The organism is Diaphorobacter sp. JS3050 (assembly GCF_013154915.1).
GTDB lineage: Bacteria > Pseudomonadota > Gammaproteobacteria > Burkholderiales > Burkholderiaceae_C > Diaphorobacter > Diaphorobacter nitroreducens.
The window spans coordinates 2,121,805-2,143,692 of record NZ_CP053553.1 but is presented as its reverse complement, the minus strand read 5'-3'; the positions used below and the strand labels follow the sequence as shown (position 1 = coordinate 2,143,692).

At 63.9% G+C, this 21,888-nt stretch carries 21 protein-coding genes and 2 pseudogenes; 18 read left to right on the top strand and 5 right to left on the bottom strand.

Going from position 1 to position 21,888, the window contains the following annotated elements; translation table 11 throughout:
* Positions 1–145: 145 nt before the first annotated feature.
* From HND92_RS10385 to HND92_RS10375, 3 genes are all read left to right on the top strand, one after another.
* Positions 146–376 (top strand): hypothetical protein, encoded by a 231-nt coding sequence (locus tag HND92_RS10385; protein WP_041839010.1) that lies wholly within the window; start codon positions 146–148, stop codon positions 374–376.
* Between the two features lie 17 nt (positions 377–393).
* On the top strand, positions 394–657 hold the full coding sequence (locus tag HND92_RS10380) for a hypothetical protein (RefSeq protein ID WP_015913306.1): 264 nt from the start codon (positions 394–396) through the stop codon (positions 655–657).
* Between the two features lie 122 nt (positions 658–779).
* Positions 780–1,694 (top strand): pseudouridine synthase, encoded by a 915-nt coding sequence (locus tag HND92_RS10375; protein ID WP_172206917.1) that lies wholly within the window; start codon positions 780–782, stop codon positions 1,692–1,694.
* Positions 1,695–2,027: 333 nt separating this feature from the next.
* Here the strand turns inward: HND92_RS10375 and HND92_RS10370 are convergent, their stop codons facing one another.
* From HND92_RS10370 to HND92_RS10355, 4 genes are all read right to left on the bottom strand, one after another.
* The gene (locus HND92_RS10370; protein ID WP_013721833.1) at positions 2,028–2,924 is read right to left on the bottom strand and encodes a LysR family transcriptional regulator; all 897 of its coding nucleotides are present in this window, start codon (positions 2,922–2,924) and stop codon (positions 2,028–2,030) included.
* A 264-nt stretch (positions 2,925–3,188) separates the two neighbouring features.
* The gene (gene phbB, locus HND92_RS10365; RefSeq protein ID WP_172206916.1) at positions 3,189–3,935 is read right to left on the bottom strand and encodes an acetoacetyl-CoA reductase; all 747 of its coding nucleotides are present in this window, start codon (positions 3,933–3,935) and stop codon (positions 3,189–3,191) included.
* A 10-nt stretch (positions 3,936–3,945) separates the two neighbouring features.
* A complete protein-coding gene (locus HND92_RS10360; RefSeq protein WP_013721835.1) occupies positions 3,946–4,389 on the bottom strand; it encodes a phasin family protein in 444 nt (147 codons plus the stop codon).
* A 108-nt stretch (positions 4,390–4,497) separates the two neighbouring features.
* On the bottom strand, positions 4,498–6,258 hold the full coding sequence (locus tag HND92_RS10355; protein ID WP_172206915.1) for an alpha/beta hydrolase: 1,761 nt from the start codon (positions 6,256–6,258) through the stop codon (positions 4,498–4,500).
* 335 nt (positions 6,259–6,593) lie between these two features.
* On the opposite strand from HND92_RS10355, the gene HND92_RS10350 reads away from it, so the two are divergent.
* From HND92_RS10350 to HND92_RS19580, 14 genes and pseudogenes are all read left to right on the top strand, one after another.
* Complete coding sequence (locus HND92_RS10350; RefSeq protein ID WP_004255154.1) at positions 6,594–7,202, top strand: TetR/AcrR family transcriptional regulator; 609 nt, start codon at positions 6,594–6,596, stop codon at positions 7,200–7,202.
* Between the two features lie 193 nt (positions 7,203–7,395).
* Positions 7,396–7,815, top strand: coding sequence for a hypothetical protein (locus HND92_RS10345; RefSeq protein WP_010792194.1), 420 nt, complete (start codon positions 7,396–7,398; stop codon positions 7,813–7,815).
* 27 nt (positions 7,816–7,842) lie between these two features.
* Complete coding sequence (gene hlyD / locus HND92_RS10340; protein ID WP_010792193.1) at positions 7,843–8,883, top strand: secretion protein HlyD; 1,041 nt, start codon at positions 7,843–7,845, stop codon at positions 8,881–8,883.
* A 1-nt stretch (position 8,884) separates the two neighbouring features.
* Positions 8,885–10,657, top strand: coding sequence for an ATP-binding cassette domain-containing protein (locus HND92_RS10335; RefSeq protein WP_172206914.1), 1,773 nt, complete (start codon positions 8,885–8,887; stop codon positions 10,655–10,657).
* Positions 10,654–11,823 (top strand): ABC transporter permease, encoded by a 1,170-nt coding sequence (locus tag HND92_RS10330; protein ID WP_010792191.1) that lies wholly within the window; start codon positions 10,654–10,656, stop codon positions 11,821–11,823. The genes HND92_RS10335 and HND92_RS10330 overlap by 4 nt, the downstream gene beginning before the upstream one ends.
* Before the next feature lie 4 nt (positions 11,824–11,827).
* Complete coding sequence (locus HND92_RS10325; RefSeq protein ID WP_010792190.1) at positions 11,828–12,946, top strand: ABC transporter permease; 1,119 nt, start codon at positions 11,828–11,830, stop codon at positions 12,944–12,946.
* On the top strand, positions 12,943–14,481 hold the full coding sequence (locus tag HND92_RS10320) for an efflux transporter outer membrane subunit (protein ID WP_010792189.1): 1,539 nt from the start codon (positions 12,943–12,945) through the stop codon (positions 14,479–14,481). Before HND92_RS10325 ends, HND92_RS10320 begins: the two co-directional genes overlap by 4 nt.
* A gap of 20 nt (positions 14,482–14,501) precedes the next feature.
* Positions 14,502–14,705, top strand: a complete 204-nt coding sequence (locus HND92_RS10315; RefSeq protein ID WP_010792188.1) for a DUF2892 domain-containing protein — start codon at positions 14,502–14,504, stop codon at positions 14,703–14,705.
* A gap of 7 nt (positions 14,706–14,712) precedes the next feature.
* Positions 14,713–16,122 carry an MBL fold metallo-hydrolase RNA specificity domain-containing protein gene (locus tag HND92_RS10310; RefSeq protein WP_013721838.1) on the top strand — a complete coding sequence of 470 codons (1,410 nt, stop codon included), beginning with the start codon at positions 14,713–14,715 and terminating at the stop codon, positions 16,120–16,122.
* Positions 16,122–16,988 (top strand): TIGR00730 family Rossman fold protein, encoded by an 867-nt coding sequence (locus tag HND92_RS10305; RefSeq protein ID WP_013721839.1) that lies wholly within the window; start codon positions 16,122–16,124, stop codon positions 16,986–16,988. Before HND92_RS10310 ends, HND92_RS10305 begins: the two co-directional genes overlap by 1 nt.
* Positions 16,985–18,184 (top strand): lipid A deacylase LpxR family protein, encoded by a 1,200-nt coding sequence (locus HND92_RS10300; protein WP_172206913.1) that lies wholly within the window; start codon positions 16,985–16,987, stop codon positions 18,182–18,184. The genes HND92_RS10305 and HND92_RS10300 overlap by 4 nt, the downstream gene beginning before the upstream one ends.
* A 48-nt stretch (positions 18,185–18,232) precedes the next feature.
* Positions 18,233–18,448 (top strand): annotated as a pseudogene (locus HND92_RS10295) (cytochrome C); the annotation flags it as partial.
* Between the two features lie 48 nt (positions 18,449–18,496).
* On the top strand, positions 18,497–19,615 hold the full coding sequence (locus tag HND92_RS10290) for an IS630 family transposase (protein ID WP_231403305.1): 1,119 nt from the start codon (positions 18,497–18,499) through the stop codon (positions 19,613–19,615).
* A pseudogene (locus HND92_RS19580) lies at positions 19,612–19,872 on the top strand (cytochrome c); the annotation flags it as partial. The gene HND92_RS10290 and the pseudogene HND92_RS19580, both read left to right, overlap by 4 nt.
* A 111-nt stretch (positions 19,873–19,983) precedes the next feature.
* Here HND92_RS19580 and HND92_RS19340 read toward each other — a convergent pair.
* Positions 19,984–20,397: a LysR substrate-binding domain-containing protein gene (locus HND92_RS19340; protein ID WP_253940001.1), complete on the bottom strand. Its 414-nt coding sequence runs from the start codon at positions 20,395–20,397 to the stop codon at positions 19,984–19,986.
* Between the two features lie 362 nt (positions 20,398–20,759).
* Between HND92_RS19340 and HND92_RS10275 the strand changes: the two genes are divergently transcribed.
* On the top strand, positions 20,760–21,878 hold the full coding sequence (locus HND92_RS10275) for an IS630 family transposase (protein ID WP_231403305.1): 1,119 nt from the start codon (positions 20,760–20,762) through the stop codon (positions 21,876–21,878).
* The last annotated feature ends 10 nt before the right edge of the window (positions 21,879–21,888 follow it).

Genomic DNA, 21,888 nt, shown 5'->3' with positions numbered 1-21,888 from the left:
CCGTGCGTACGGCGATTGCCGGGCTTGTCCTACAGCCCACCCATAGGACGCCGCCGGGGCGTGCATGCGCCTTTGGCCTACGTTGAACCACAGCTGTTGCTTCAAGAATGGTGCCATTGCATTCACTTACACCAAGGCGCCCCTCATGCAAACGACCGACGCACTCACCCAGGAAACGATCTTCGGCGTGGCCGACAGCGTGACCTATTCCGGCATGCTGTGCCTGGCGCCGGATGGCCGCCGCTACTTTTACGCCCATGCCCAGGTGGATGGACGCACGCTGCCCCTGCCGCATGACCACTGGACCTCGCGCGATGCCGCGGTGCGCGGCCTGGCGGCCATCGCATCGGGCGAGAGCAAGCCGGCGGTCGCATGACACCGGAGCCCCCCGCGATGGATGCAACGCCTGCGCTGCCCCAGGTCCTGGAAGAGGGTTATCGCGGCTTCCTGATCCGCATTCCTATTCCTGAGGCCACGCCCGCCGCTGCCGGCACGCCGGTCCAGGTCAGCGTGGCGGCCATCTCGCAACACGCGATAGCCCATATGGACGCCATACGCTGGGCGCCCGTGGAAGGATCGGAGGGCGACCTGCACACACTCGCACGGATCAAGCAAGCCATCGACGAGGCGTTGGATGGCGTGGATCGCGCGTCGTGATCGTCGGTTTGCAACCCAAGACAAAATAGCCTCTAGCGCTTTACCATCAAGCGCTAATAGCTATCAAAACAATAGTATTGTTGCATGGAGCGGGAGCCTGGGGCCCCTACAATCGCGGCCCCATGCACAACAGCCACGATCCCCGGGTCCTGCCCATGCGCGACGGCGTCAACCCCAGTTGCGTGGTTCTGCCCTCGGCGGGGCAGGGGCTTCTGGTGGACTTCCTCGCGCAGCGCTTGCCCGCCGTGTCGCGCGAGGACTGGCTGCGCCGCCTGCGCGCGAACGAAGTGGTGGACGAGTTCGGCGCGGCCGCCACGGAGCGCAGCGCGTTCACGCCGGGCGTACGCTACTACTACTATCGCGAACTGCCGCCCGAGCCCGAGTTGCCGTTCCACGAAACCGTGCTCTACCAGGATGCGCACATCCTTGTGGCCGACAAACCCCACTTCCTGCCCGTGGTGCCCGCGGGCCGCTATCTTCAGCAAACCCTGCTGGTGCGCTTGAAGCGCCGGCTGGGCCTGAGCGAGTTGTCCCCTGTGCACCGCATCGACCGCGACACGGCAGGCCTGGTGCTGTTTTCCGTGCAGCGGGCAACGCGCGGCACGTACCAGGCCCTCTTTCGCGACAGACGGGTGCACAAGGTCTATGAGGCCGTTGCACCGTGGCGTGCCGACCTGCCGCTGCCGCGCATCCATGAAAGCCGGCTGGGGGAAAGCGGCCATTTTTTTCGCATGCACGAGGTGCCCGGCACGCCCAACGCGCGCACGCACATCGACGTGTTGGAGGTTGCGGCACCCTGGGCGCGCTACCGGCTGGAGCCCATCACTGGAAAGCGCCACCAGTTGCGCGTGCACATGGCCGCGCTGGGCCTGCCGCTGCGCGGCGATGCGTTCTACCCGGAGGTGAACGACCCGCCGGAAGGGGACTATTCCAACCCGTTGCAACTGCTGGCGCGCACGCTTGCCTTTACCGATCCCCTCAGCGGAGAGGCGCGGCGGTTTGACAGCCGGCTGAAACTGCGCCCGCTGACGGATTAGCGTGTGGGAAAGTGGGGGAGGGGAGAGCAGCCGGAAGGCCGCGTTGCAGCACGCCTTGCCGGAATGCTGGAGCGGGCGATGGGAACAGCACCCGGTCGCTAACTCGTTTATTACGAACGTTTTTTCCGATCCAAGCGTCACGGAATGGACTCGATTGTGGACTCAAGTCTTCGGCCTGGTCAACGCAGGCCGTTGCGGGTGATCCAAAGCGAGCCAAGCACATCCATCAACAGCCAGAGCATCGGATTTCATACCGAAGTCTATCTGTCCACTGGCACATCACGCCACAGGCCGCTACGGACAGGTGAGCTGCGTCCTCAAAGGATTGACTCATCATCGACAGGCGCGGTCCCGCCCGCCTTTCGCCCGCTCGATGAACCGCTTCATGGGCTCCGAGGGTTCGCCCCGGCGGCGCAGCAGGTAGGTAGAGAGCACCGGTGGGCTGCCGGCCAAGGGACGAATGGAGATGTCCGGGCGCTGTAGCGTCTGCACCTGCGAGGCGATGGCGAAGCCGATGCCGTAGCCGGCACCGACCAGGGTCAGCATCACGCCCAGGCTGGTCACTTCATCGACCAGCTTGAGCGGCGTGCCTGCGTCCTGCAGCAGCGCTTGAATCTGATGGCGGCAGCCCGATCCCGATTCGGGATGGCACAGAACCAGCGGGAACTTCAGGGCTTCGGCCAGCGGCACCTGCACGTGTGCCAGCAAGGGGTGGCGTGCGGGCACGATCACCGACAGCGGATCGGTCCACACCGGCTCGGCGACGAGGCCATCATGTACCGCGTTTGACAACGCAAAGCCGATGTCCAGCAGATCGTCGTGCAGCGTCTTGAGCTGCTGCGCGAACGGCAGCTCGAAGACGCGAATCTCCATCTCGGGCTCCTCCTCGCGGCTGCGTGCCAGCAAGGTGGCGATGCGGGGCTGCGCCAGGCCGTCGCAGATCGCGATGCGCAGATGGCCCTGGTAGCCCTGTGCCGCCGCCTTGGCACTCTTGACTGCCTGCTCCACGGTGGCCATCACGCGTCGGCATTCGCCTAGGAACACCTGGCCGGCCCAGGTCAGCCGCGTCAGGCGGGTGCTGCGGTCGAACAACTGCACGCCAAGCTGGCTTTCCAGGTCGCGCATTGCTCGCGATACGGGAGATTGCTCGATCCCGAGACGCTCGGCCGCGCGGGCGAGATGCAGCTCTTCCGCGACTGCAACGAAATAGCGTAGCAATCTAGGCTCCAAGGCAGCCTCCCATCGGCCCTTTCCACCAGGTCTTGGTACGAGCCAGCCACCAAGCGATGGGGATGTCAATCAGGATCAGGGTGACGACGCCTGCTAAACGTGCGGTCAACCGGAGGACTTGCAGATCACTATCCGTCAGCACGCAAACACCCTCGTGTCAATGCGCATGCTTCGTGTCCGAGCACCCGAGTGTGTAAAGGATGCTCTTCGGTGAACTGCCCAAGCGAATGGTCCAGACTTTCATGCCGCAGGCCCCTCGACTACTCAATACATATGCTGGCCGCCGTTCATCGCCACGTTGCTGCCGGTCATAAAGGCGGCGGCTTCGCTGGCGATGAAGGCGACAAGTGCCGCAATCTCGTCCGGCTGGCCCAGACGGCCAACCGGAATCGCATCGATGATCTTCTGGCGCATGTCCTCCCGCACCGCCATCACCATCTCGGTGGCCAGATAACCCGGCGACACGGTGTTGACCGTCACACCCTTGCGCGCGACCTCCTGCGCCAGCGCCTTCGTGAACCCGTGCACGCCGGCTTTGGCCGCCGAATAATTGGTCTGCCCGAACTGGCCCTTGCTGCCGTTGATCGACGAGATGTTGACGATGCGACCCCAGCCGCGCTCGACCATCGGATCGATGAACGGCTTGGTGACGTTGAACATGGAGTCCAGGTTGGTGCGCAGTACGGCATCCCAACCGGCCTTGTCGAGCTTGCGCAGCGTTGCATCGCGGGTGATGCCGGCGTTGTTCACCAGGATGTCGATCCGATGACCGTCGGCGTGGATGCGCCGCGCCAGTTCCTGCGTTGATTCGTAGTTCGATACATCCACCCCGTAGGCAGCAAATTTGTAGCCCTGTGTCGCTTGCGCTTGCTGCCACTGGCCAATCGTGGTGTTGCCGGGGGTATGCGTGACGATCACGCGGTGGCCGGCATCGTGCAGGGCACGGGCGATCGCAGCGCCCAACCCCCGGTTGCCTCCCGTCACCAGCGCCGTCCGTGGCGTCGTATTCATTGCCGTCCCCTCATTTCTTGGTCTTGCCCTGGGGTACGGCGCTTGGGGCGGTCCAGGGCTGCGTCCAGCGCTGGCAAAGCTGCGTGAAAGAGGCTGCGTCGCCACTCGCGCCGAATGCCTCGGAGACAGACTCCTGCCAAGTCGTGAGCGCCTGGCGCAGTCCATTGGCAAAGGCCGTCTGGCTCTTGGCTGCTACTTGCCCGACCGCTTGGGCATCGCCCATGCGGCCTTGGCACAGACGCCAGAACACTTCGGACGGCAAGGTCGCGAGCGCTTGCCAGTCGGCCGCCTGTTGGAGGCCCTGGATGCGCGAGGTGGTCTCCAGCACGCTGCCAGCGCTGAGCTGTTGCATGACCTCGAGCCAGTGATGGCTGCTCTCCTGCAGCAAGCGCGTGATCTGCAGTTGCAGCTCGGCATTGGCTTTGTAGAGATGGATTGGCAGTTCGTTGCTCATTGCAGTGCCCTTCGGTCATGGTGGGCCCCCTTCGGGGCGGGTGTAGGCCATCCTTAGCGATGTCCCTGTTGAAATGGTCTTGTCTTGTCTCGGCTTCGGCGCGTCGTATCAGCGCATTGCCACATAGGTTCCCGGTGCATCACCAAGCGGGACCTGCGTGCCGCCCATGGCAGGCGGCGATACCCGCTCGGTCGAATGTCGTGCCAGCCACTGCTGCCAGGCTGGCCACCAGGAGCCCTCGTTCAGCGGGGTTTCGGTACGCCACGTTTGCGGATCGACGTAGCGAGCGCCGACGCTGCGGGTCGCAATCTGGTAGCTGCGCCGGGGGTGCCCCGGCTCGCTGACCACGCCGGCGTTGTGCCCGCCGCTGGTCAGTACGAAGGTCAGCTCCGCATCACTGAGCAGATGCATCTTGTACACGGATGGCCAGGGGGCAACGTGGTCGCGCACCGTGCCGACGATGAGCATCGGCACTTCGATGTCGGCGATCGCCACCGGCCGTCCGCCGACCTGGTAGCGTCCCTCGGCCAGATCGTTGTTCAGATACAAACGCCGCAGGTACTCGCTGTGCATGCGATACGGCATGCGCGTCACGTCGGCATTCCATGCCATCAGGTCATTGAACTCCTGCCGTTCGCCCAGCAGGTACTCGCGCACGCGGCGCGACCAGATCAGGTCGCGCGAGTTGAGCATCTGGAAAGAGGCGGCCATCTGCTTGCCGTCGAGATAGCCCTTGTCCCACATCCCGGCTTCCAGCCAGGCGAGTTGACTGTCGTCGATGAAAAGCGCGATTTCGCCCGACTCGCGGAAGTCGGTCTCCGACGCCAGCAGCGTCAAACTGTGCAGCCGTTCGTCGCCATCGCGCGCCATCGCGGCTGCGGCGATCGTCAGCAAGGTGCCGCCCAGGCAATAGCCAACCGCCTGCACCTTGCGCTCGGGCACGATGGCCGTGACCGCGTCCAGTGCATCCATGACCCCCAGCCATCGGTAATCCTCGAAGCCGAGGTCGCGATCGGCCGCGGTCGGGTTCTTCCAGGAAAGGATGAACACCGTATGCCCCTGGTCGACCAAGTACTTCACCATCGAGTTGTGCGGTGACAGGTCGAGGATGTAGTACTTCATGATCCAGGAGGGCACGATCAGCACCGGCTCGGCATACACATCGGGGGTCGTGGGTGTGTACTGGATCAGCTCGATCAGGTGGTTGCGAAACACCACCTTTCCTGGTGTGACCGCCACGTCCTGGCCGACTTTGAAGCCTTCGACCCCGGCCGGTTCATCGTCAAGCGCAAGACGCTGTGTATCGTCGAGGAAGTTCATCGCGCCGCGCCACAGGTTGGCGCCGCCGCTGGTTCTGATGGCTTCCAGCACTTCCGGGTTGGTCCAGATGAAATTCGATGGCGACCACATGTCCAGCCACTGCCGCCCGGCGAAAGTGACCATGTTCTCGTGATGGCGCGACACGCCGCGCACGCCGGTGGTGGCGTTGTGCCACCACTGCTGCTGCAGCAAAAAGCCCTGGTGGATCACGTTGAACGGCCATTGCTGCCAGGCCGGCGCCTCGAAGCGCCGATCCTGCTCCAACGGCTCGATGCACGTGGGGCAGCCGTGGGCACTTGCAGCGTGCGCGACGTAGCGCGCCAAGCGTCGCTGCTTGTGCAATCCCTTTTCGATCAGGCTGCGCTGCTTGCCCGGTGAAAGGCTCAGGTGCAGCGCCCAGTCGTACCAAGCCAGCAAACCCGCCGCCGGTGACAACCCGCCAGTGCCGCGTGCCCGGCACGCGTTCGCAAGCGTATCCAGGACATCGGGGCGACAGACGACTTCGGACGGTGCCGGCGCGGGCTTGTCAGGTATGGCAAGGGTGTTCATCTCTGGTCTTCCGATGTTGTAAGTAACTTATTACTATCATAATGCCTACGGGAAAAGATGCAAAGCCTTGAAGAACGCCCGGGGGATTTCCGCCTTCGCTCGAACGAAACCGCTTCTCTTGCTCTGACTGGGGTGGCCGACCTGCCGACCGATTACTCATGATGTGCCAGAGGAGTGTGTTCGCTTCCTGGGTCTCGTCAGCTCACTTGGCCACGATCCATGGATGGGGCAGGAACCATCCTTTCCCATGCGATGAACCGTATTCCCGATCTTGCGACGCGGATGTTTTGCATGTTAGGATAGTAATAAGTCACTTACTTTATGGAGTCTGATCGGTGAGCGAACGTCCTCAACATCTGTCCGCTGAAGAGCGGCGTGCTGCCACAGTGCAAGCGGTGGTGGACTTGGCCGCGGAGCAAAACCCGGCCGAAATCACGACCACGGCCATCGCCGATCGAATGGGTTTGACGCAGGGCGCGCTGTTTCGCCACTTCCCCACCAAGGACGCGATCCTGGAGGCAACGATGACCTGGGTCGGTGAGCGTCTGCTGGTGCGCGTGGACAAGGCGGCCGAGGGCGCCGCGTCTCCTGCCGCAGCACTCGAAGCCATGTTCATGACGCACATCGACTTCGTGGCCAAGCATCCCGGCGTGCCGCGCATGCTGTTCGGAGAACTGCAACGCTCTGGCGAGACGCTCGCCAAGCGGATGGTGCAGACCTTGCTCCGTCAATACGAACAGCGCCTGCGCCGCCTGATGGAGGCAGGCAAGGCCCAAGGCGACCTGGATGCGGATCTGGACGTAGATGCCGCCGCCGTGTTGTTCATCGGCACGATCCAGGGACTGGTCATGCAGTCGCTGTTGGCCGGCAAGGTCAGTCGCATCCGTCGTGATGCGCCAGCCGTGTTTGCCATCTATCTCCGTGGCATCACGCACACCCGATGAAACGCCTTCCATCCTGCCGCCACGCAGTTGCCCGGTCGGCCGAGAGGCACACCACGGTCATGCGATCGCGTTGCGCCTCCAGCGCGAATCCGCGTCATTCAACACTCAGCCCGACCGCCCAGCGGAACGCACACGCACACCGCGACGACGGCGAAGGCTTGGGAGTTTCCGCGATCAAGTAAAGGCCATGAAGATGACCACTCATCCACAACGCAGCATCTGGCACTGGCTGATCTCCCTGCTCGCGATCGGCTTCGGCCTGCTCACTCTTCGGGAGGGCGGCGCCGTTCTGTTTGTCGACGGCGCGGCGCGCCAAGCCGCCGGCCACTATGTGCCCTTCGTGCTCTGGTTCAATTTTCTGGCCGGGTTCGCCTACATCGTCGCCGGCGTCGGCTTGTGGATGCGCCGGCGCTGGGCCGCGTGGTTGGCGATTGTCATCACGGTGGCGACCGCACTCGTGTTCCTCGCTTTCGGAGTGCATGTGGCTCTGGGTGGCGCCTGGGAGCGACGCACGGTGGTCGCCATGACGCTGCGCACGTTGGTGTGGGCTGGCATAGCGGCCATCGCCTGGCGCCGGTCAGCGGCGAATGCGCCGGTCGCACGCGAGCACTGAGCACCTTTATCCAGCGGAAACCCATCGATGAAAACTCCAAACCTCCTCTTCAAGAAAACCCGTTGGGTCGTGATCGCCGTCGTCGTGCTCGCTCTTGGCGGCGCACTGGCGTTCTGGTTGTCGCGCGACCATGGACAACAAGATGCATTGCGCCTCTACGGCAACGTCGACATCCGCGAGGTGCAACTGGCCTTCCGTCAGCCCGGGCGCGTGATGCAAATGGCTTTCGATGAGGGCGATGCCGTCAGCGCGGGCGCGCGCCTGGCGGCGCTTGACGCGCAACCCTATCGGGAAGCACTTGCGGCAGCACAGGCCCAGGTGCAGGTGGCGCAGGCGGAACTGGCCAAGCTGCGCCGCGGCCTGCGACCGCAGGAAATCACCCAGGCGCGCGAAGCCCTCAGGCAGGCCCAGGCGCTCGCCACCGAGACCGAGCGCAATTTCCAGCGCCAGAGTGGCCTGCTGGCATCGGGCGCCAGCAGCCAGCGCACGGTCGATGCAGCCCGCACGGCGCGCGACCAGGCAGCCGCTGGCGTCGAAGCGGCCAAGGCGGCCCTGTCGCAAGCATCCGAAGGTTTTCGCAAGGAAGACATCGCCGCGGCAGAAGCTCGCCTTGCGGCCGCACAGGCTGCCGCAGCGCAAGCCACGACAGCCTTGGCGGACACCGAGTTGATGGCGCCCAGTAGCGGCACCGTCATCGCACGAGTGCGGGAGCCCGGCAGCATGGTCGCAAGCCAGAGCGCGGTCTACAGCCTGAGCCTGGACAAGCCGGTTTACGTGCGCGCCTACGTGGGCGAGTCGGACTTGGGGCGCATCGCGCCCGGTACTGTGGTGCGCGTCAAAAGCGATTCATCAGAGAAGGTCTATCGCGGCCAGATCGGCTTCATCTCGCCGCGCGCCGAGTTCACCCCCAAGACGGTGGAGACGACGGATTTGCGCACGGATCTGGTCTACCGCCTGCGCATCGTCATCGACGAAGCCGACAGCGACAGTGCCTTGCGCCAGGGCATGCCGGTGACGATCGAGGTCGATGCGAAAGCCGGCACCCGTATCCCGGCGGGGGAGCGTTGAAATGCAGGCAAGCCCTGCTATCGCCGCCGTGCCTGCGGGTGCGGGCGAAGACGCTGCCATCGTCATCGAAGACGTGGACAAGCATTTCGGCGACGTAAAGGCGCTGCGGGGCTTGAGCGCGCGCATCCACTATGGACGGCTGACGGGTCTGGTCGGCCCCGACGGCGCCGGCAAGACGACGCTGATGCGGATTCTGACCGGCCTCCTGGTGCCGAACGCCGGCCACGTCACCTTGGCAGGCTATGACGTGGTCAAGGACAACGACGCCATTCATGTCGCCAGTGGCTACATGCCGCAACGCTTTGGCCTGTACGAAGACCTGTCGGTGATGGAGAACATGCGCCTGTATGCGCAGTTGCGCGGCATGGATGCGGACCGCAACGCCGATCTGTTTGCCGAGCTGCTGGACTTCACGCGGCTCGGACCCTTCACCAAACGCCTGGCCGGCAAGCTCTCCGGCGGCATGAAGCAGAAGCTGGGCCTTGCCTGTGCGCTCATGGCGCGGCCGAAGGTGCTGCTGCTGGACGAGCCGGGCGTGGGTGTCGACCCGGTCAGCCGCCAGGACTTGTGGCGCATGGTGCAGGCGCTGACCGATGAAGGCATGGCCGTGGTCTGGTCCACCGCCTATCTCGACGAAGCCGAGCGCTGCGAGAGCGTGCTGCTGCTGAACCAAGGGAAGCTCCTGTTCGATGGCCCGCCGCAGGAGCTGACCGCGCAGCTCGAAGGCCGCAGTTTCCGTCTGGAAGACGTCGGTGCCGAGCGCCGAGCGGTCCTGACCCAGGCACTCGACCTGCCCAGCGTGAGCGATGGCGTGATCCAGGGCGCCGGCGTGCGCGTGGTGTTGCGCGAGGGCGCTCAAGCGGAGCAGCTCCAGGCCCTGTCCGATCAGGCGCGAGTGGAGCTGGCGCAGGTGCCCGCGCGCTTCGAAGACGCCTTCATCGATCTGCTCGGTGGCGGCCCCGGCGGCACTTCGACGCTGGCCGAGCGTCTGCCGCCGGTTGAGCTGGGTTCCGACATTGCCGTGTCGTGCCGAAACCTCACCAAGCGCTTCGGCGAGTTCACCGCCACCGACAACGTCAGCTTCGAGGTGCAAAAGGGCGAAATCTTCGGCCTGCTCGGCCCTAACGGCGCCGGCAAGTCCACCACCTTCAAGATGTTGTGCGGCCTGATGAAACCAACTGCTGGCGAAGCGCATGTGGTGGGCCATGATCTGCGCCGCGCCACCGGCGCAGCCAAGAGCCGGCTCGGCTACATGGCGCAGAAGTTTTCGCTCTACGGCCTGCTCTCGGTGCAGCAGAACCTGGAATTCTCGGCCGGCGTCTACGGACTGGAAGGCAACACCCGGCGCGAGCGCATTGCCGAGATGATCGAAGCCTTCGATCTGGGCGACTGGTTGTCCGCCACGCCCGATTCCCTGCCGCTGGGCCACAAGCAGCGCCTGGCATTGGCTTGTTCGCTGATGCACCGGCCGCCCGTGCTGTTCCTAGATGAACCCACTTCGGGCGTGGACCCGATCACCCGGCGCGAATTCTGGACCCACATCAACGGACTGGCCCGCAAGGGCGTGACCATCATGGTCACCACCCACTTCATGGACGAGGCCGAATACTGCGACCGCGTGGCCATGCTCTCGCGTGCGCAACTGATTGCGCTGGATACGCCCGACGCGCTCAAACGTTCGGCGGTCAGCCCCGAACGACCCGACCCGACGATGGAGGACGCCTTCATTCACCTGGTGGAGTCGGCGGACCGCGAGCTGGAGGCCGCCACATGAACGGCACCACAAAGCACAAGGACGGGAATGGACCACAGCAGACCGACCTGCGCCATTTTGATCTGCGGCGCTTGATCGCCCTGGTCACCAAGGAAAGCTACCAGGCGCTGCGCGACCCCTCGACGCTGCTGATCGCGTTCGTGCTGCCGGTGGTGTTGCTGCTGCTGTTCGCCTATGCGGTGTCGCTGGATGCGAAGGATGTCCGCGTCGGCGTGGTGCTGGAGTCGCCCGGCGCTGCAGCGCAGGAGCTTGCGGCGGCCTTTGCCGGCACAAAGTTCCTGGATGCCCACTTCGCCCATGACCGGCGCGAAGTGGCCGACCAGCTGGTCTCAGGCGACCTGCGCGGCTACGTGGTGATCCCGCAGGATTTCGAGCAGCGGCTGGCCCAGCGTGGCAGCGAGCCGCTGGTGCAGATCGTCACCGACGGCTCCTACCCCAATACCGCCAACTACGTCGAGAACTACGCCCGCGGCGTTGTCCAGTCCTGGCGTGCCGGACTGGACGTCGGAGCACCAGCGCAGGCCGTCATGCTGGAACCGCGCTACTGGTTCAACCCCGAGCTGGAAAGCCGCCGCGCACTGATTCCCGGTGCCATCGCCATCGTCATGACCATCATCGGCACCATGCTGACTGCACTGGTGGTGGCGCGTGAATGGGAGCGCGGCACCATGGAGGCGGTGCTGTCCACGCCGGCCTCGGTGGCCGAAATCCTGATCGGCAAGCTGCTGCCGTACTTCGTGCTCGGCATGCTGTCCACGCTGGGTGCGGCGGCGCTGGCGGTGTTCGTGTTCGGGGTCCCGATGCGGGGCTCGCTGGCGGCGCTGCTGCTGCTGTCGGCGGTGTTCATGGTGCCGGCGCTGGGTCAGGGTCTGCTGATTTCCTCCTTGGCACGCAACCAGTTCCTGGCAGCGCAGATCGCGCTGTTCACGGGCTTCCTGCCGGCCTTCATGTTGTCGGGCTTTCTGTACGAGATCGACGCCATGCCGGCACCGATCCGCGCCATCACCTTGGTGGTTCCGGCGCGCTACTTCGTCGATTCGCTGAAGACGGTGTTCCTGGCCGGCGACATCTGGGCCGTGTTCCTGCCCAACCTGGCGGCCATGGCGGCGATCGGGGGGCTGTTCTTCGTGATCGCCAAGCGCGCCACGCGCAAGAACCTGGAGTGACGCGATGTTGACTTCCGCATTCTCGTTCACCCGCCTGCGCGCCCAGTTCATCAAGGAAGTGCTCAGCGTCCTGCGCGACCCGCGCAGCCGCATGGTGGTGTTCGTGCCGCCGATCCTGCAGTTGCTGGTGTTCGCCTTTGCCGCGACGCTGGAAGTGCGCAACGTCGATATCGCCGTCTACGATCAGGATGCGGGGCGCTGGTCGCACGAGTTGGTACAGCGCCTGGACAGCGCCCGCTTCATCACCCACGTCCGGCATGTCGACAGCCAACAGCAGCTCCACGAGCTGATCGACCGTGGCGAGGTGATCGCCGCGCTCGCCATCCCGGTGGATTTCTCGCGCTCCATCGCCGCCGGCGAAAGTGGCCGCGCGCAGGTACTGGTCGATGGCCGGCGCAGCAACTCCGGGCAGATCACCGTGGCCTATCTGTCCACAATCGCCGCCGATGTCGGCGCCGAGGTCGTGCCCGACGCCCAGGCACCAACGCCCGTGGTCGTGCGCCACTGGTTCAACCCGAATCTGGTCTACCGCTGGTTCATCGTGCCCGGCCTGACGGGCATCCTGGCGCTGTTCAGCTCGCTCTTGATCACCTCGTTGTCGATCGCGCGCGAGCGCGAGCTGGGCACCTTCGACCAGTTGCTGGTGTCGCCCACCTCGACGCCCGAGATCATCATCTCCAAGTCGCTGCCGGCACTCGCAATTGGCACCGGGCTGGGCCTGTTCATGATCAGCGCGGGCGTCTTCCTGTTCGGCATCCCGTTTACGGGCTCGTTTGCACTCCTGCTTGCCAGCCTGGTGCTGTTCATCGCCTCGGTGGTCGGCATCGGTCTGATGATTTCCGCGGTCAGCATGACGCAGCAGCAGGCCATCCTGGGAGCGTTCGCCATCGGCGTGCCGGCGGTGCTGATGTCCGGCTTTGCGACGCCTGTGGAAAACATGCCTGTCGTCCTGCAATGGCTGGCTCAGGCCATCCCACTGACCCATTTCCTCATCATCGTCGAAGGCAGCTTTCTCAAGGCCATGCCGCCCGGTGACATTCTCGCCAGCCTGTGGCCGCTGGCGGTCATCGCCCTCGCCACGCTGACCATGGCCACCGTATTCGTCCGAGGACGCCTGCAATGAAATCCAAGCCCCGCACTCCCTTTCTTCGCGCAACCGTCACCGGCCTGACCCCTGGGCGCGCGCGTCCGCTCGTGCTGGCCCTGTCCTGCGTGCTGCTGACTGCCTGCGCAAGCGTGGGCCCCGACTACCGCGAGCCGCCGCCGGTCGACGTCGGCAGCGGCTGGAGCTTGCCGTTGGCAAGCGAATCCCAGTCCGCAGACTTGAGCCAATGGTGGTCTGCACTGGACGATCCCATCCTCGATCGCCTGATGGCCACGGCGCTGGCACAGAACCTGGATCTGCGCCACGCTGCGGCACGCATCGATGAGGCACGCGCCCTGCGCGATCGTGTGGCCGGCGAGGCATTGCCCACCGCCGCCGCTGGCGCGAGCGTCAACCGGCGCCGTCAAAGCGAGAACGGACCCCTGCCCGTAGGTTCGATCCCCGGCCTTGACGCCACGCAGACCATCTACGACGCGGGCTTCGACGCGGCCTGGGAGGCCGACTTGTTCGGGGCCAAGCGGCGGGCGCTGGAAGGCGCCAGCGCCCGCCTGCAGGCGACCGAAGCCGAGGCGCAGGGCATACGCATGCGCATCGTGGCCGAGGTCGCGCGCACTTGGTTCACCGCCGTCGGCGCCCGCTACGAGTTGCACGCACAACAGGCCACACTGGATACGCTGCAGCAGACCTTGGAATTGGTGCGCCTGCGGCATGCGCTGGGCGACGCGTCGGCCGCCGACGTGGAGGCGGCGTACGCCCAATGGACAGCAGTCAACGCGCTCATCCCGGATATCCAGGCGCGTCAGCGCGCCGCGATACTCAGCCTGGGCGTGCTGCTGGGCGCGCCGCCGGAGCGGGAGCTGGCACTGCTGGATGGCCCCTTGACGCCGAGCACGCTGCGGGCGCTGCCGGTGGGCGAGCGCGCAGAGATGCTGCGCCGGCGCCCGGACGTGCTGGCTGCGGAACGTCGCCTGGCAGCGAGTTCCGCCGACATCGGCGTGGCCACGGCCGAGTTGTTCCCCAAACTCTCCATCGGTGTCGGCGGCGGGTTCCAAGCGCTCAGTACGGGCGATTGGTTCGATGCATCCAGCTCGCGTTTTTCCATCCTGCCGCTGATTTCCTGGCGCCTGTTCGACGGTGGCCGTGTGCGAGCCGAAATTCGGGCACGCGAGGCGGCCGAGCGACAGGCCGCGCTGGCCTATGAGCAGGCCGTGCTGGCGGCGCTGGGCGATGCCGAGCGCGCGCTTGGCGACTACCACGGCGGGCTGGACACACTGGAGCGCCGCGGTATGGCACTGGATGCCGCGCGCACCAGCTACGGCCACGCCAAGGCGCGCTACGCGGCGGGCGACATTGCGCTGGTCGAACTGCTGGCTGCCCAGCGCAGTCTGCACGAGGCCGAAACCGCAGCCGCACGCGCGCATACCAACGCCGCCGTGCAACTGGTGGCGCTGTACAAGGCCCTTGGTGGTGGCTGGGACGTATCCACGACGGCATCGACCGCAACCCATCCGCTGCGGGGCGCTGCCGCCCCCGTCGCGTTTTCAAGCCGCTGATTCAACACAAGGAGACCGTCATGCAAATCAACGTTGGAAATCTCGACCGCATTGTGCGCATCGTCATCGGACTGATTTTGCTCAGTCTCCCATTGTGGCTGGACTCATCCTGGCGTTGGCTGGGACTCATTGGAATCATGCCACTCCTCACCGGCCTGGCAGGCCGCTGTCCTGGCTATCGCCTGCTCGGCCTCAGCACTTGCCCGATGCGAAAACCCGAGTGAACGCCCTATGAAACTCAGTTTTTTGGGCGCAGCCCGAGAAGTCACCGGATCGTGCTTTCTGGTCGAAGCGGCTAATGTCCGCTTCCTGGTCGATTGCGGCATGGTTCAAGGTGGGCGTATAGCAGCAGCACGCAACCACGAGCCGTTCGCGTTCGACCCGGCGTCCATTGACTTCGTCCTGCTGACCCACGCCCACATCGACCACAGCGGGCTATTGCCCAAACTCACGCGCGCCGGGTTCAAGGGGTCCATCTACGCCACGCCAGCGACGGTTGATCTGCTCGGGGTGATGCTGCCCGATAGCGCTCACATCCAGGAAAGCGATGCCAAGCGGGTTGCCAAGCGGCTCAAAGAAAAGACCGTGCCGCCACCCCTGTATACCCTGCAGGATGCACACGAATGCCTGCAGCAAGTACGAGGTATCGAATACGACCGGGAGTTCGCACCCCGCGTCGGGGTGCGCGCCCGCTTTCGTGATGCCGGACACATCCTTGGTTCGGCCATCGTGGAAGTGTGGATTACCGAGTACGGTTACCCCACGAAGATCGTGTTCAGCGGCGATCTGGGTCAGCCGGGACGCCCCATCCTGCGCGACCCGACACCCATTGAGGAAGCCGACATCCTCGTCATCGAGTCCACCTACGGTGACCGCCGGCACAAGGATTTTTCGGCGACCGAAGCGGACATGATCGGCATCGTCGAGAAAACCCTGTTCGAGCGCGGCGGCAATGTCATCGTTCCGGCCTTTGCGGTCGGCCGAACCCAGGAGGTGCTCTACCACCTACATCGCCTCACCTGCGAAGGGCGTCTGCAGCGTCCAATGGTGTTTGTCGATTCGCCGATGGCCACCGAGGCCACACGCATCACGCGTGAACATCTCGAATTGTTCGACGAACAGGCGAAGCGGTTGGCCGGATGGCACGCGCGCGGCGAGAACCTCCCGTACCTGGATTTCACAGCGAGCGCTGAGGAGTCCATGGCGCTGAACCGGATTCGCTCCGGGGCCATCATTATTTCTGCCAGCGGCATGTGCGATGCGGGACGTATCCGGCACCACCTGCGCCACAACTTGCCACGCCGCGAATGCAGCATCTTGTTTCCCGGTTTCCAGGCGCAGGGGACGCTTGGCCGGCGCCTGATCGAGGGGGCCGAACGTGTACGCATCTTCGGCGAGGACATCCCGGTACGTGCGGCGATCCACAGCGTGGACGGCCTCTCGGCGCATGCCGACCAGAAGGCGCTGCTGGATTGGGCCCGTGCTTTCATTCAAGCACCGGCGCAAACCTTCGTGGTGCATGGGGAATCGTCGGCCGCGCAAACCTTCGCTGACCTCTTGCAGCAGCAACTCGGCTGGCAGGTCACGGTGCCCGAGTATGGCCATGCGCTGCGCTGGCCGGACTTTCTGGCGCACGAGTGATGAAGCCCGCAGAAGATCTCGATGAACGCCTGCGCGCCATCCGCGAGTCGCCAACGTACCGGCTTGCGTACGAAGACATCGAGCTGCTTGGCCAGGACGAACTGCGGCCGCTGCGACTACAGCTCGAACTGCTCAAGCCCGAGCGCATCCTGCACGAGCAAGGCATTCGCTCGACGGTAGTGGTCTTCGGCAGCGCACGCGTGAGCGATGCCGAGACGGCAGAAGCCCGTCTTGGCGTTCTGGAGCGTCAGGCGCTCGTCACTCCGGAGGATGTCGGGCTGCGGCAAGAGCTTGCGCGGGCCAATCGCCGGGTCGAACAGGCACGTCACTACGAGCAAGCGAGGCGTTTCTCGGGCCTTATTTCGGCGCGTTTCCAGCAGCAAAACCGCCGTGATTTCGTCGTCGTCACCGGGGGTGGGCCCGGCATCATGGAGGCCGCCAACCGCGGTGCTTTCGAGGTCGGCGCACGTTCGATTGGCCTCAACATCACGCTGCCCCACGAACAGGCACCCAACCCCTACATGTGCCCGGATTTGGCGTTCCGATTCCACTATTTCGCGCTGCGCAAGATGCACTTCTTGTTGCACGCCAAGGGCTTGGTGGCCTTCCCCGGTGGCTATGGAACGCTCGATGAGCTGTTCGAGGTGCTCACCTTGATCCAGACCAGAAAGATGCAGCGTGTTCCGGTGGTGCTGGTCGGCCGTGCATTCTGGCGTCGCGTAGTTGATTTCGATCTTCTGCTCGACGAAGGCTATGTCTCTTCATCCGATCTCGACTTGTTCACCTGCGTAGACGATGCGGAGGAAATCGTCAGTGCCCTCGAACGCTTTTACGTCAACAGGGCGGCAGGCGATGGGGCAACATGATTGGCATCGGCGGGTATCGCTGGAGCCTGCGCGGCACCAAGGTGCGGCAGCCGATGCAGTGCGTCATCTTGTTGATTGCGGGTGCATTGTTCAGCCCGATTTCTGCTTTTGGTTCCGAAGTCTCACTCTCTGCAAATCCTCCCTCCTGCTCGCCAGAGCAATCCCTGCGCTGGCGGGGCGGCACCCTGCGTCTGGAGAACGATTTGTTCACCGGCTCCGATCGCAACTACACCAACGGTGTCGCGCTAACAGCAGTCTCACGTGATCTGCAAGGCGGGCTCCGTCCGGAGTGCCTGCCTCAGCCGATTGGTTTGTACGCCCGCTTCATCGGCTGGGCTGATCCCGGGTTCTGGCGCGATTCCGGCGCCCAGACATCGTCGCAAAACCTCGTCGTGCGCTTTGGCCAGTCCATGTACACGCCCGAGAACAAGACGCGCACCGACGTGATTCCAGATGACCGACCGTACGCTGGTTTGCTCTACCTGGGTTTGGCGTGGAATCGCCGCATCCACCCACAAGCCGCCAGCTACGAAATGCTTGACGTGCGTGAGCTGACCCTGGGCGTGATCGGCCCCTGGTCGCTGGCCGAGCAATCTCAGGATCTGGTGCATCGGGCACGCGGCATTGAGCGATTTCGCGGCTGGGACAACCAGTTGCGCAACGAGCCGGCGTTTCAGATGGCCATGGAGCGCAAGTTCAAGCCGTACACGGAGGGTGCGGTCCGCCCTGGATGGGGCAGCGACGTGATCGGCAGCTATGCCCTGCGGGTCGGAAACATCGAAACCGCCGCCAGTACCGGCGTGGAGTTTCGCGCGGGCTGGAACATACCGAACGACTTCGGCAGCTATCCGATCCGCCCTGGCGCAGAGAACCGCCCGCCCTCTGGTGTTGCCGATCTGCGCACGAAAACGCCGCAGTCGGTCCTGGCGCCCAAACCTGGGGCACATGTCTTCCTGAATCTGGAGGGTAAAGCCGTCGCCTGGGACTTCTCACTCGACGGAAACATGTTCCGGCATAGCCATCACGTCAGCCGGCGGCCTTGGATCGCGCAAGCAGCTCTCGGCATCAGTAGCCAATGGATCGTTGCTGGACGTGGCGTACGGCTCGCCGTGATGCGCGTTTGGAGAACCCGCGAGTTCGACCAGCAGGCGGGCCATCACGCATTCGGATCGATCGCGCTGAGTCTGGAATTTTGAGGACACCTGCAACCAATCGTTAGACCCAAAGCATTCGTCACAACATCAATGGAGAAATTCGTGAACCAGCCCTTGAAATCCAGATCGTTTTTCACCGTCCCGCTGTCCGTGCTCTTGGCAACTTTCGCCACGGCACTCGGTGCGCAGTCCGTAGAGGCGGCAAAGCCAATGGCGCTTCGTACCATAATGGAAAGACTCGGTCGCGACATGCAAGCCGTCACGGGCGCGATCTCCAAAGAAGACTGGCCGCTGGTCGCCGAGCTAGTGTAGTGTTTGATTCTTAATGAAACTTAATTGAGCAACCACGCTCCAATGCTCTACTACGGTTTGCATTGGAGTGAAAAATTGCGAGTTGCCCCGACGATTGTGTTGACGGATGAAGAGGAAAGCGAGCTGAGCCGGCTGGCGCGCTCCAAGCGCACCAGCGTCAGATTGGCCCAGCGCGCCCAGATCGTGCTGCTGGCCGCGCAGGGGCTGCAAAACAAGGATATTGCCGAGCAGCTTGGCATTGGGCGCGTGCAGGTGGCGCGCTGGCGTGAACGCTACCTGCAATTGGGGCTGCAAGGTATCGAGCGCGACTTGCCGCGCGGCGCACCGCCGGTGAAGGTGGATGTGGCCAAGCTTGTGAAGCTAACCACACAGACCAAGCCCGAGGCGGCCACGCACTGGAGCACGCGCACGATGGCCGCTGAGTTGGGCGTCAGCGCCAGCACCGTGATGCGCCATTGGCAGGCCCACGGTCTCAAGCCTCACATCGTGCGCGGCTTCAAGGTCTCGCGCGATCCGCAGTTCGTGCAAAAGCTCGAAGACATCGTGGGGCTTTACATGTCGCCGCCCGAGCATGCGCTGGTGCTGTGCTGCGACGAAAAGAGCCAGGTGCAGGCGCTGGACCGAACGCAGCCCGGGCTGCCGCTCAAGAAGGGGCGCGCGGCCACCATGACGCACGACTACAAGCGCAACGGCACAACCACCTTGTTCGCTGCGCTCAACGTGCTCAACGGTCAGGTCATCGGCCAGTGCCAGCAGCGCCACACCCACATCGAGTGGCTGAAGTTCCTGCGTCAAATCAATCGGGAGACGCCCAAGGACAAGACGCTGCATCTGATCGCCGACAACTACGCCACGCACAAGCATCCAGCTGTGCAGGAGTGGCTGGCCAAGCACCCCAGATTCAACATGCACTTCACGCCGACCTCGGCATCGTGGCTGAACATGGTCGAGCGCTTCTTTCGCGACATCTCCGAGAACCGGCTACGCCGCGGGGTGTTCACCAGCGTGCCCGAACTCGTCTCGGCCATCGATGAGTACATCGCGCATCACAACACCAACCCCAAGCCGTTCATCTGGACCAAGAACGCTCGCGACATCCTGCAAAAGGTCATCCGCGCCAATAGCCGATTAAGTTCCAAACAGAATGCAACACTACACTAGCACCACGAATCGCCAAGCATGCCGAGCCGCCCATGTCGGAAAAGATGCGCATCCTTGCTTGGCTTGGGGCAGACGCTGGAAAGTTTCGGGGTCTTGATGGACAGGTCCATGACGCCGCGACCGCCATGGGCGAGGCTGCACAGCGGAATGACGGCCAAGCAGTCATCGCGGCTTTCTCCAAGACCCAGCAAAGCTGCCTAGCCTGCCACCAGAGTTACCGTCGCTCGTTCGTGGAAAAGTTCTATGGAAGCCGCTAGCAAGGGATGGCTACACCTATTGACGGAAGACTAGCTTCTGTCCAATCAACATACCTCGACGCGTTTCAGGTTCCCAGGAAGCCACCCGTGCAGCGATCACGGGTTCCTGCTTCACCCGCGGCAGCACTCGTTGGATCTGACGTTCATGACTCCCATATGCATGTGGGTCACCAGCACCAGCGGATAACGCAGCACCTCGTCCAGTGAGATACGTTTGTGCTTGAGCAGCGGATGCCATGCCGGCGCCGCGACCATGAGGGGGGGCGCTCCAAAGCGCCTTAGCCACGATGTCGTCACCCACTTCACCAGACTGGGCCCTAGGTCATACAGATCGCCATGCAGCCCCTTGATTTGCTGCGACAGTGACACCTCGAACAGGCGCAACTCGACGTCGGGCTCCTCCTGCCAGCTTAACGCCAGCAAGGTCGGCAAGCGCGACGGGGTGATGCCATCGGACAGCGTAATGCGTTGCTGACCGTGAAAGCCGTTGGCCGCTCCCCTCACGCTGTCGCGGGCTTGCTGCAAGGCAGTGAAGAGGCGCGGCACATGTTACAGGAATTGCTTGTCCGCCCGCGTCAGCCGCTTGCTGCGACTGCTCCGGCCGCAGTGCTTCAGCAGCGCGGTTACAGGTGGCGATCTCGAATTCGCCGAACATGCCCATCGACAGTTCATCCGGCGCGATGCCCGCTGGCGCGAACTTCAGACGCTGCGCCGCCGCCCGTGTCGACAGACCAAATCGCTCGCCCTCGGGGAGTGACGTAGGACGCCGCGACTGTCTTCCTCGGGTCGCTGCGGCCACAGAAGATAGCCGAGGCGCGCTGGCGCGAGTGCTCTAGCTAGTGTAGTGTTTGATTCTTAATGAAACTTAATTGAGCAACCACGCTCCAATGCTCTACTACGGTTTGCATTGGAGTGAAAAATTGCGAGTTGCCCCGACGATTGTGTTGACGGATGAAGAGGAAAGCGAGCTGAGCCGGCTGGCGCGCTCCAAGCGCACCAGCGTCAGATTGGCCCAGCGCGCCCAGATCGTGCTGCTGGCCGCGCAGGGGCTGCAAAACAAGGATATTGCCGAGCAGCTTGGCATTGGGCGCGTGCAGGTGGCGCGCTGGCGTGAACGCTACCTGCAATTGGGGCTGCAAGGTATCGAGCGCGACTTGCCGCGCGGCGCACCGCCGGTGAAGGTGGATGTGGCCAAGCTTGTGAAGCTAACCACACAGACCAAGCCCGAGGCGGCCACGCACTGGAGCACGCGCACGATGGCCGCTGAGTTGGGCGTCAGCGCCAGCACCGTGATGCGCCATTGGCAGGCCCACGGTCTCAAGCCTCACATCGTGCGCGGCTTCAAGGTCTCGCGCGATCCGCAGTTCGTGCAAAAGCTCGAAGACATCGTGGGGCTTTACATGTCGCCGCCCGAGCATGCGCTGGTGCTGTGCTGCGACGAAAAGAGCCAGGTGCAGGCGCTGGACCGAACGCAGCCCGGGCTGCCGCTCAAGAAGGGGCGCGCGGCCACCATGACGCACGACTACAAGCGCAACGGCACAACCACCTTGTTCGCTGCGCTCAACGTGCTCAACGGTCAGGTCATCGGCCAGTGCCAGCAGCGCCACACCCACATCGAGTGGCTGAAGTTCCTGCGTCAAATCAATCGGGAGACGCCCAAGGACAAGACGCTGCATCTGATCGCCGACAACTACGCCACGCACAAGCATCCAGCTGTGCAGGAGTGGCTGGCCAAGCACCCCAGATTCAACATGCACTTCACGCCGACCTCGGCATCGTGGCTGAACATGGTCGAGCGCTTCTTTCGCGACATCTCCGAGAACCGGCTACGCCGCGGGGTGTTCACCAGCGTGCCCGAACTCGTCTCGGCCATCGATGAGTACATCGCGCATCACAACACCAACCCCAAGCCGTTCATCTGGACCAAGAACGCTCGCGACATCCTGCAAAAGGTCATCCGCGCCAATAGCCGATTAAGTTCCAAACAGAATGCAACACTACACTAGCCATCCGCCA

What these genes read in the sequence shown, in the direction of transcription:
- hlyD (WP_010792193.1), top strand. Translation starts at nt 7,843, where the DNA reads ATGAAAACTCCAAACCTCCTCTTCAAGAAAACCCGTTGGGTCGTGATC.
- HND92_RS10325 (WP_010792190.1), top strand. Translation starts at nt 11,828, where the DNA reads ATGTTGACTTCCGCATTCTCGTTCACCCGCCTGCGCGCCCAGTTCATC.
- HND92_RS10380 (WP_015913306.1), top strand. Translation starts at nt 394, where the DNA reads ATGGATGCAACGCCTGCGCTGCCCCAGGTCCTGGAAGAGGGTTATCGC.
- HND92_RS10335 (WP_172206914.1), top strand. Translation starts at nt 8,885, where the DNA reads ATGCAGGCAAGCCCTGCTATCGCCGCCGTGCCTGCGGGTGCGGGCGAA.
- HND92_RS10360 (WP_013721835.1), bottom strand. Translation starts at nt 4,389, where the DNA reads ATGAGCAACGAACTGCCAATCCATCTCTACAAAGCCAATGCCGAGCTG.
- HND92_RS10385 (WP_041839010.1), top strand. Translation starts at nt 146, where the DNA reads ATGCAAACGACCGACGCACTCACCCAGGAAACGATCTTCGGCGTGGCC.
- HND92_RS10315 (WP_010792188.1), top strand. Translation starts at nt 14,502, where the DNA reads ATGCAAATCAACGTTGGAAATCTCGACCGCATTGTGCGCATCGTCATC.
- HND92_RS10345 (WP_010792194.1), top strand. Translation starts at nt 7,396, where the DNA reads ATGACCACTCATCCACAACGCAGCATCTGGCACTGGCTGATCTCCCTG.
- HND92_RS10290 (WP_231403305.1), top strand. Translation starts at nt 18,497, where the DNA reads ATGCTCTACTACGGTTTGCATTGGAGTGAAAAATTGCGAGTTGCCCCG.
- HND92_RS10305 (WP_013721839.1), top strand. Translation starts at nt 16,122, where the DNA reads ATGAAGCCCGCAGAAGATCTCGATGAACGCCTGCGCGCCATCCGCGAG.
- HND92_RS10330 (WP_010792191.1), top strand. Translation starts at nt 10,654, where the DNA reads ATGAACGGCACCACAAAGCACAAGGACGGGAATGGACCACAGCAGACC.
- HND92_RS10355 (WP_172206915.1), bottom strand. Translation starts at nt 6,258, where the DNA reads ATGAACACCCTTGCCATACCTGACAAGCCCGCGCCGGCACCGTCCGAA.
- HND92_RS10375 (WP_172206917.1), top strand. Translation starts at nt 780, where the DNA reads ATGCACAACAGCCACGATCCCCGGGTCCTGCCCATGCGCGACGGCGTC.
- HND92_RS10300 (WP_172206913.1), top strand. Translation starts at nt 16,985, where the DNA reads ATGATTGGCATCGGCGGGTATCGCTGGAGCCTGCGCGGCACCAAGGTG.
- HND92_RS10320 (WP_010792189.1), top strand. Translation starts at nt 12,943, where the DNA reads ATGAAATCCAAGCCCCGCACTCCCTTTCTTCGCGCAACCGTCACCGGC.
- HND92_RS10275 (WP_231403305.1), top strand. Translation starts at nt 20,760, where the DNA reads ATGCTCTACTACGGTTTGCATTGGAGTGAAAAATTGCGAGTTGCCCCG.
- phbB (WP_172206916.1), bottom strand. Translation starts at nt 3,935, where the DNA reads ATGAATACGACGCCACGGACGGCGCTGGTGACGGGAGGCAACCGGGGG.
- HND92_RS10310 (WP_013721838.1), top strand. Translation starts at nt 14,713, where the DNA reads ATGAAACTCAGTTTTTTGGGCGCAGCCCGAGAAGTCACCGGATCGTGC.